Annotated in this window: 7 protein-coding genes and 2 pseudogenes; 2 read left to right on the top strand and 7 right to left on the bottom strand. The window is 63.7% G+C overall.

Annotated features, from left to right (window positions below):
• The 4 genes and pseudogenes from Y708_RS29835 to Y708_RS0111835 all read right to left on the bottom strand — a co-directional run.
• Positions 1 to 474: pseudogene (locus Y708_RS29835) on the bottom strand (ABC transporter permease); the annotation flags it as partial.
• On the bottom strand, positions 471 to 1,418 hold the full coding sequence (locus tag Y708_RS0111845) for an ABC transporter ATP-binding protein (RefSeq protein ID WP_028280098.1): 948 nt from the start codon (positions 1,416 to 1,418) through the stop codon (positions 471 to 473). The pseudogene Y708_RS29835 and the gene Y708_RS0111845, both read right to left, overlap by 4 nt.
• A gap of 212 nt (positions 1,419 to 1,630) precedes the next feature.
• Positions 1,631 to 2,827 carry a YncE family protein gene (locus Y708_RS0111840; RefSeq protein WP_216699787.1) on the bottom strand — a complete coding sequence of 399 codons (1,197 nt, stop codon included), beginning with the start codon at positions 2,825 to 2,827 and terminating at the stop codon, positions 1,631 to 1,633.
• Positions 2,799 to 3,404 carry a GlcG/HbpS family heme-binding protein gene (locus tag Y708_RS0111835; RefSeq protein ID WP_035776150.1) on the bottom strand — a complete coding sequence of 202 codons (606 nt, stop codon included), beginning with the start codon at positions 3,402 to 3,404 and terminating at the stop codon, positions 2,799 to 2,801. Before Y708_RS0111835 ends, Y708_RS0111840 begins: the two co-directional genes overlap by 29 nt.
• Before the next feature lie 191 nt (positions 3,405 to 3,595).
• On the opposite strand from Y708_RS0111835, the gene Y708_RS0111830 reads away from it, so the two are divergent.
• Positions 3,596 to 4,735: a sensor histidine kinase gene (locus Y708_RS0111830; protein ID WP_028280095.1), complete on the top strand. Its 1,140-nt coding sequence runs from the start codon at positions 3,596 to 3,598 to the stop codon at positions 4,733 to 4,735.
• Positions 4,732 to 5,361: a response regulator gene (locus Y708_RS0111825; protein ID WP_028280094.1), complete on the top strand. Its 630-nt coding sequence runs from the start codon at positions 4,732 to 4,734 to the stop codon at positions 5,359 to 5,361. The genes Y708_RS0111830 and Y708_RS0111825 overlap by 4 nt, the downstream gene beginning before the upstream one ends.
• A gap of 69 nt (positions 5,362 to 5,430) precedes the next feature.
• Here the strand turns inward: Y708_RS0111825 and Y708_RS0111820 are convergent, their stop codons facing one another.
• The 3 genes and pseudogenes from Y708_RS0111820 to Y708_RS24615 form a co-directional block, all read right to left on the bottom strand.
• A complete protein-coding gene (locus Y708_RS0111820; RefSeq protein ID WP_051478940.1) occupies positions 5,431 to 6,030 on the bottom strand; it encodes a TetR/AcrR family transcriptional regulator in 600 nt (199 codons plus the stop codon).
• Positions 6,027 to 6,771: pseudogene (locus Y708_RS24620) on the bottom strand (ABC transporter permease). The gene Y708_RS0111820 and the pseudogene Y708_RS24620 overlap by 4 nt, the downstream one beginning before the upstream one ends.
• Before the next feature lie 8 nt (positions 6,772 to 6,779).
• Positions 6,780 to 7,526: an ABC transporter ATP-binding protein gene (locus Y708_RS24615; RefSeq protein ID WP_035776148.1), complete on the bottom strand. Its 747-nt coding sequence runs from the start codon at positions 7,524 to 7,526 to the stop codon at positions 6,780 to 6,782.
• Positions 7,527 to 7,701: the final 175 nt, after the last annotated feature.

Here is a 7,701-nt window from a genome sequence, read left to right as displayed (position 1 = left end):
AAAGTAGCCGATCAGCGCGGAGCCGGCGCCCACCACAAACGCAACCACGGCGAACACCAACTGCTTGGCTAACAGGGCAGGAATGCGTTTAGGTACCGCTACCATCGTGGACCTGATCATGCCGGTGGCCCACTCCGACGCGATGAGAACAACCGCGAGTGATCCAATCAGGAGTTGCCCGAAGACCAGTCCGGACCCGGGGAGAGTGCCAACAATCGATGCAGCGTCTGGTGCTCCCTGCATCTGTGCGGCTATCTCGGGATCCGCCTGAAATTCGAGCAGCACAGTAGTTTGCCAGGCCGCCAACGCGGCGAATCCCACCATCACCACAAGGGTGATTGCCAGCAGGACGATGGTGGACGGAACAGTGGTGACCTTGATCCATTCCGATTTGAGGATGCGGAGGAAGTTGACCCCGGGCCCCTGGGTGCTGCGGCGGCTTGGCGCCACGGGTGTTGCTGTTGCGATGCTCATGGCTGGTTTCCTTCCTGGACTCCGGCGCCGGCCGGGGCCAGGTCATGGGAGTGGTACTCCACGTCATCGCGGGTGAGTTGCATGTAGGCGTCCTCAAGGGAGGCCTGCAGCGGAGTCAGTTCATAGATAAGGACCTGGTTGGCAAGTGCCACCTGGGCAATCCGCCGGGAGTCCGCGCCGGTGACCTCAAAGAGTTCCGATTCCAGGTGGTGGGTGGTGACGCCGTCAGCCGCGAGCGCCCGGATAAGACCTTCGGGCTGCTCAGCCCGGACGCGCGTGCGCGCCTGGCCCTGGGTGGCGATGATCTCGCTGATGGGCGCGTCCGCAATGATCCTGCCTCGGCCGATAACAATCAGATGATCTGCGGTCAATGCCATCTCGGACATGAGGTGGGAGGAGAGGAATACTGTCCGCCCTTCGGCCGCAAGTCCCTTGGCCAGGTGCCTGACCCACTGAACACCCTCGGGATCGAGTCCGTTAACCGGCTCATCCAGGATCACCGTGTGGGGGTCGCCCAGCAGTGCGCATGCAATGCCCAGCCGCTGACCCATGCCGAGCGAGAACCCGCCGACCCGCTTCTTGGCCACGGGGCCGAGACCGGTCATATCGATGACCTCTTTGACTCTGCTGTTGGGAATGCCGTGGGTTGCCGCCATAGCGCGAAGGTGGTTATATGCGCTGCGCTTGGTGTGGACTGCCTTCGCATCAAGCAGGGCGCCAACTTCACGGAGCGGAGCGGCGTGCTGGGCATAGTGCTTGCCGTTGACGGTGACGTTACCGTCGGACGGGTTGTCCAGCCCGACGATCATCCGCATGGTGGTGGACTTGCCGGCACCGTTGGGCCCGAGAAAACCGGTAACCCGTCCGGGTTTCACAGTGAACGAGACGTGGTCCACCGCTGTTTTGGAGCCATAGCGCTTGGCCAGGCCAACTGCCTCAATCATGGCGGCATCCTTAGGGGGTAGAGAAGTATTTGGTGATACTTCAACGTTACGTTTCCCGCCCCCCGGATACGCCGATCTGCGGGATGATCTTCGGGCCGCAGGTGATACGTCTAAAGGATGAGGTTAGGTCAGCACCGTGTGCAGACGCATGGAACGATGGGTATTCACCCCACCACCCTCTCCACTCCCCACCCCAGGCACCACGCGGTAGCTTAAGGGGTTTGCTGCAGAACCGCCGCCAGTGCCTGCGGGCGTCCCGGCACCGCCAGTTCATGCTGCTCCAGGGTCTCAAGGTCCACCACGGTGATGCCCTCCCAGAACCCATCGCGGGTGTGGCCGCCGGATAGGAGCGCCTTCTCCCGCCCGCTTGAGGGGTCGGTCCACGGGATCACCGTTTCATGCAATCGGTTCAGTGGCACAACGCGCTCTTCACCGCTGTCCAGCTCCCTGATGGTGAGGTTCGGTTCGCCGGTCGCATTGCCAAACGCTCCCGTTCCCACTGAGAGGAGCCCCCCACCGTCAGCCGTCAGCGCCGCGCCGTGCTGGTGCGAATTAGCGCCCATCTCCTCGATAGTCACTGTCGAGGAACGTGGATCCAGAACAGCCAGCGCCAAACCCTGGTAGGGCAGGAGAATCCGGCCGTCGGCATCCAGCGCGGCGTAGTGCGGTTTTTCCCATGAGGCGAGACCGCCAGTGGTCCCGAACGGCGCCACTTCCACACGGCGCGCAGCGAGCGTTTCGGATTCGACAATGTGCACGCTGAAGGAGTCATGGTCGATCGTGTACACCTCAGTGCCATCCTCGGACATCAAAATATCGAATGGGCGCAGACCAACCTCAACGCTTCCCACAACCTTCCCGGTGGCCAGATCGATCTTCTCCAACACGGCGGGACCCGTAGCGCGCACCACTGCGACAAACGCCGTGGATCCATCCGGGCTCACCGCGATGCCGGTTCCGCCCGGGCGGTACTCCCCGTACTCGATGTCCTGCACAGGGTGCGCGTAGGCAATCAGGGACGTGCGCCGTCGTTCCCTCAGGTCCACAACCGCAACACCCTCGGCGGTGGAGACGAACGCGCGACCGCCGTGAACGGCAACGTCCCACGGGGCCTGACCGACGACGACGCTCGCCACCACCGGATTGGTCCGATCTGCGGGGTTAACAACAGCGAGCGAATCTCCGGAGGCCGCGGTGGCAAGGACAAAGGACGCCTTCAGCGCGGGCGCCGCCTCGGTTGGGGCAGCGGAAGCAGGCGTGGCCGATCCCGGCGGGGAAACCGCAGCACTGGAGGCACCGGCCGTCCTCCCTGGCTCTGAAGGCGGTGACGTACACGCTGCCAGGGAAAGGAGCAGCAACGCCCACAGGACTCCGGCGCACCTACCCGCCAAGGGAACCGGCGATGGCATCGAGGCCGGCCTGCGCGCAGGCTTCATCGGCTGTACCCTGCGGGGCGCCACCCACGCCAATACCTGCGATCGGCAACTCCCCGGCCTTTACACTGACGCCGCCGGCCAGGAAGAGCGTACCCGGGAGGTCACGGATGGTGGCGCCGTCGCCGGCAGCGCGCTCAGTCAGCTCGGACGTATTCGCGCCGAACGCCGCAGCCGTGTACCCCTTCAACCGTGCCGACTCCATGGTGTGTTCGGCCGCGTTGTCGCCGCGGAGCATGGCCTGGATCTGGCCAAACCTGTCGACGACTGCAACCGAGACAAACCCGAGACCGTCGGATTGGCACTGGGAGAGTGCGGCCTGCGCTGCTTCCGTTGCAACCTGAACGCTGAGCCGCGATAAGTTCAGCACCGCCCCGCTGCCGGACTCGGCAGCAGCAGTGGTCTCCTGCGTCGGTTCAGCCGTGGCAACCGGTGTCGAATCCGACGCGGGCTCAGCGGTGGGTGCCGACGACGAGCAGGCGACGAGTCCGACGGCGAGCACCGCGGCGGATGCGACAGCGAAGGTTAGGCGCGGAGTATTGGGCTTGACCATGATTGTCCTCAGTTCGAAGGAAACGCATTACACCACCAGTGTGCCGCTGCGGTAGCTCCAGTCACATCCACTGCAAGGTCCGTCTTCGGCGGTCCACGAGGGCGGGTGTACCTCCTCCTTTTGGACGAGGTACGGTAACCCTTCCGCACGCTAGAATCGCAGCAGTTCCCATTTCCCGATTGGCCCCTTCCATGACCCTGAAGCTACCCGGCAACGCGCCGGTTCTGACGTGGATGCACGCCGGCTTCTACCTGCTCCTCGTCACCTCCGCCGTGCGGTATCTCCTCTCGCACGGACTAAACGGTCAATGGGTAATGCTGCTGATTCTGTCCCTGCTTCTGGCAGGCGTGTATGCCGGCGGCAGCCTGTTGCTTGCATCCGGCAAGTTCGCCGGCACCTGGCTCATGACGGTCGTGCTCCTCTGGGGAACGCTTGCCTTCATGGCGCCAAGTTTCGCGTGGTGCGCGTTTCCGCTGTTTTTCGCGTGCCGGCACTTGCTGCGGGGCTGGGAGGCGCGCATCTCTCTTGTGCTTGTGGTTCTTGTCATGGTCGCGGCGCTGGCACGGCTGACGGGCGGTCCGGATGCGGCGCTCATTGTTGGGCCCGTGGCGGTGGCAGTGCTCATGCTCGCCGTCTACAACAAGATCGAGCAGGAGAGCCTTGCCCGCAAAAAACTGCTTGATGAGCTCACCGCGGCGCAGGCAGAACTGAGCACCAGCCAGCAGCGGGAAGGTGCATTGGCCGAACGTGAGCGGCTCGCCAGCGAAATACACGACACAGTCACCCAGGACCTCACGCAGTCCCTGCTGTTGCTCGAGGCGGCGGACCAGTTGTGGGAAGTCGCGCCGTCGTCGTCCCGTTCCCACATGACCAGGGCAACCGCAGCTGTCCGCGGCAGTCTGGTGGAAGCCCGCAGCCTGGTGCACAACCTGACCTCTCCACAGCTTGACCACCGAAGCCTTGCCGAGGCGCTGCGGACCGTCACTGCCGACGTCCGCGGTCTTCAGGTGAACGTGACCGGCGGGGAGTATCCGCTTCCGGCGGAATCTACGCACGCGCTGCTGCGGATCGCGCAAAGCGCCGCAGCGAATGTGCGGCTTCACTCGGCTGCGGACACGGCGGTACTCACGCTGTCCTATCTGCCCGATGGCGTGAGCCTCGACATTTTTGACAACGGGCGCGGATTTGACCCTGCAGCGCAACACAGCGGCTACGGCCTGCGGGCGATGCGTCAGCGTGCGGAGCAGCTCGGCGGTACCTTCACGCTGGAGAGTTCCCCCGGGGAGGGAACCGTGACCACCGCATGGCTGCCCCGCCAGGAGGAAACATGACAAGAGTCCTGCTGATCGACGATCATGACGTGGTGCGCGCCGGGCTGCGGGCCATCCTCGGATCACAGCCGGAGTTTGAGGTTGTAGGTGAAGCAACCAACGGCGACAGCGGCGTGCGCCAGGCCCTCGTTTTGCTCCCCGACGTAGTGCTGATGGACCTGTCCATCGGCGCCGGGATGGACGGTGTTCAAGCCACACGGCGCATCACCGCCGAAGCGCCGGACATTAGGGTTCTTGTGTTCACCACCTACGACTCCGACGCCGACATTGTCCGGGTCATCGACGCCGGGGCCACGGGCTATTTGCTCAAGGATTCCACGCCGGCTGAGCTCTATGCCGCAATCAGGGCTGCCGCCCGGGGACAGGCCACCCTGTCTGCTCCGGTGGCGTCTGTCCTCCTCAAGCGGATGCAGCAACCGGAGACCGCCTTGACGCCGAGGGAGGCGGAGATCCTGGAACTGCTGGCCTCCGGGTTGAGTAACCGTGAACTCAGCAGGACGCTGTACGTCAGCGAGACCACGATCAAAACCCACCTCCTGCACATTTACCGGAAGCTGGGAGTGGACACACGGTCCGCCGCAATCGCCGAGGCGGGACAGCGCGGCCTGACACGGCGGCGGGGCTGAAACCGGGCCGACACGGTCAGCCGCACCACCGCACAGCACGCACGAATGCTGACGGGAGGCGCCGTACGATCACAGTTCGCCGGTGAGGTACCGCTGTACGGTCGGAGCAAGATTCCGGACCAGTTCGTCATGGCTAAGGGACGCGAGTGGTTCCAGTTTGATCACGTACCGCGCCAGCATGAGACCCATGATCTGGCTGGCGGCGAGGGACCCGCGAAGGCGTGTGTCGTCGTCGTCCATTCCTGTCGTGACCAGCACCAGAATCCGGCGTCCAAACACTTCGCGCATCAATTCGGCCTGCCTCTTGGATCCGACGGCGCCGCGCAGAAGGGTGAGCAGTGCGGGCTGCGCAGGGGAATCCCACAGCCCGAGGATGGCGCGCAGCAGGGCCTCGCCGCGCTGGTCCGGTGGGGCGGCGACGACGCCGGCCAGCGCCGTCGCGGGATCGGCCGGAAGTTCGATGCAGGCGGCAAAAAGCCCTTCCTTGCCGTCGAAGTAGTGGTGGATCAGCGCGGGATCGACGTTGGCTGAGCGTGCGATCTGCCGCAGACTGGTTCCCTCGAACCCGTGCTCCGCGAAGAGGCTCCGCGCGGCCTGGATGATGGCGCTACGAGTGTCTTCTTTTCCAGCACGCCGTCCACGCAGAATCCTCCGGCCCTCAGCCGTCACGCCGTCTGCCGCCGAAGGGTGAGGGATGCAAGGGCCAGCACCACCACAATCACCCCACCCACCACGGCGATGTCCGTCCACAGCTCGCTGGTGGCTTCCTGATTAACCGCTATTTCGAACAGCGCGTCAATGGAGTAGGTCAGGGGAAGGACGTTGGCGATTGCCTCCAGCACGTCATTCATGTGTTCTCGGGCTACGAACAGCCCGCAGAGGAGGATCTGTGGGACAACCACCACGGGCATGAACTGCACCGCTTGAAATTCCGTTCGCGCAAAGGCTAGAGCACAACAGTCCCAACGCCACCCCCAGCACCGCGTTCACCACCGCCACCAGCACCACGAGCACCGGGCTTCCCTCGATGTCCAGATTGAACACCCAGTACGCGATGGCGGTTGCCACCACCGCCTGAAGAGCCGCCATCAGGGAAAACGCGATGGCATAGCCAAAGAGGAGATCGGCTTTGTGGATGGGGGTTGTGAGTAGGCGCTCCAGGGCGCCGGAGGTCCGCTCCCGGAGCATAGTGATGGACGTGACAAGGAACATCACCACAAACGGGAAGATGGCGAGCATCATCAGCCCGACACGATCAAACGTCCGGGGAGCGCCAGGAGGCAGCGTCTCGTTCTCGAACAGGAAATAGACGACTGTAAGCAGCAGCGCCGGCACCACTAGGATAAGCGCGATGCTCCGGGGATCGTTTCTCAGCTGTCCCAGGACTCTGCCCATGGTTGCCAACATCATTCGCAGGTTCATGCCGCATCCTCCCGCTCACTCTGCTCGATGATGCGCAGGAAGGCGAGTTCCAGATCCTCGGTACCTGCCCGGCGTCTGAGTTCTGTGGGAGTGAGCTGGGCCAGCAGCGCACCGTCCCGGAGCAGGAGCAGGGAATTGCAGCGCGAGGCCTCCTCCATCACGTGGCTGGAAACGACAAGTGTGGTGCCCTCCTCCGCTAGGCGCGCGAACCTGTTCCACAGATCCACCCGCAGCACAGGGTCCAACCCCACCGTTGGCTCATCCAGGATGAGCAGCTTCGGTTTGGCTACCAGTGCGCAGGCCAGCGACACCCTGCTGAACTGTCCGCCTGATAGCTGAACGGCTTTTCTCTTGGAGAATTCGGCCAGGCCAACAGCCTCAACGGCTTCACGGACCTGCGCACGCGAGGAGCCCGCCATCGTCCCGAAGTACCTCACGTTCGCCTCAACCGTAAGGTCCGGGTACACGCTCGCGTCCTGGGTCATGTAACCAACGCTGTGGCGGAGCAGCGGAGCCCCCGCGGGCAGGTCCAGAACCGTGGCCGTGCCGTAGTTGATCTTCTGAACGCCCACCATAGTTCGCATCAGGGTGGTCTTTCCGCTGCCCGATGGTCCAAGCAAACCCGTGATCATGCCCGTCGCGATGCTGAAGTTCACGTCGCGGAGAATCTGGCGGTGGCCGCGTGTCACGCTCAGTGCCGCGACCTCAACCGCGCTTGGCCTGCCCTTGGTTTCCGGTGCCATCACGCTCTCCTACAGTTAATTCACCAGACGATGAATTAACGGTAGGAGCGTCCGGCAATGAATTCAATGCTTCTTACGGCCACTTCAACACAGCGTAGCCACGCTCCTGGTGGTAAAGCGGTCAACCGCTGTCCGCATAACCGAGCTGTATGCCAGCATTCCGGCCGGTCCACCC

It is taken from the genome of Arthrobacter sp. H5 (genome assembly GCF_000520595.1).
Classification (GTDB): domain Bacteria; phylum Actinomycetota; class Actinomycetes; order Actinomycetales; family Micrococcaceae; genus Arthrobacter_D.
Note: the sequence above shows the minus strand (reverse complement) of the source record. Positions and strands in the feature narration are given on the sequence as shown.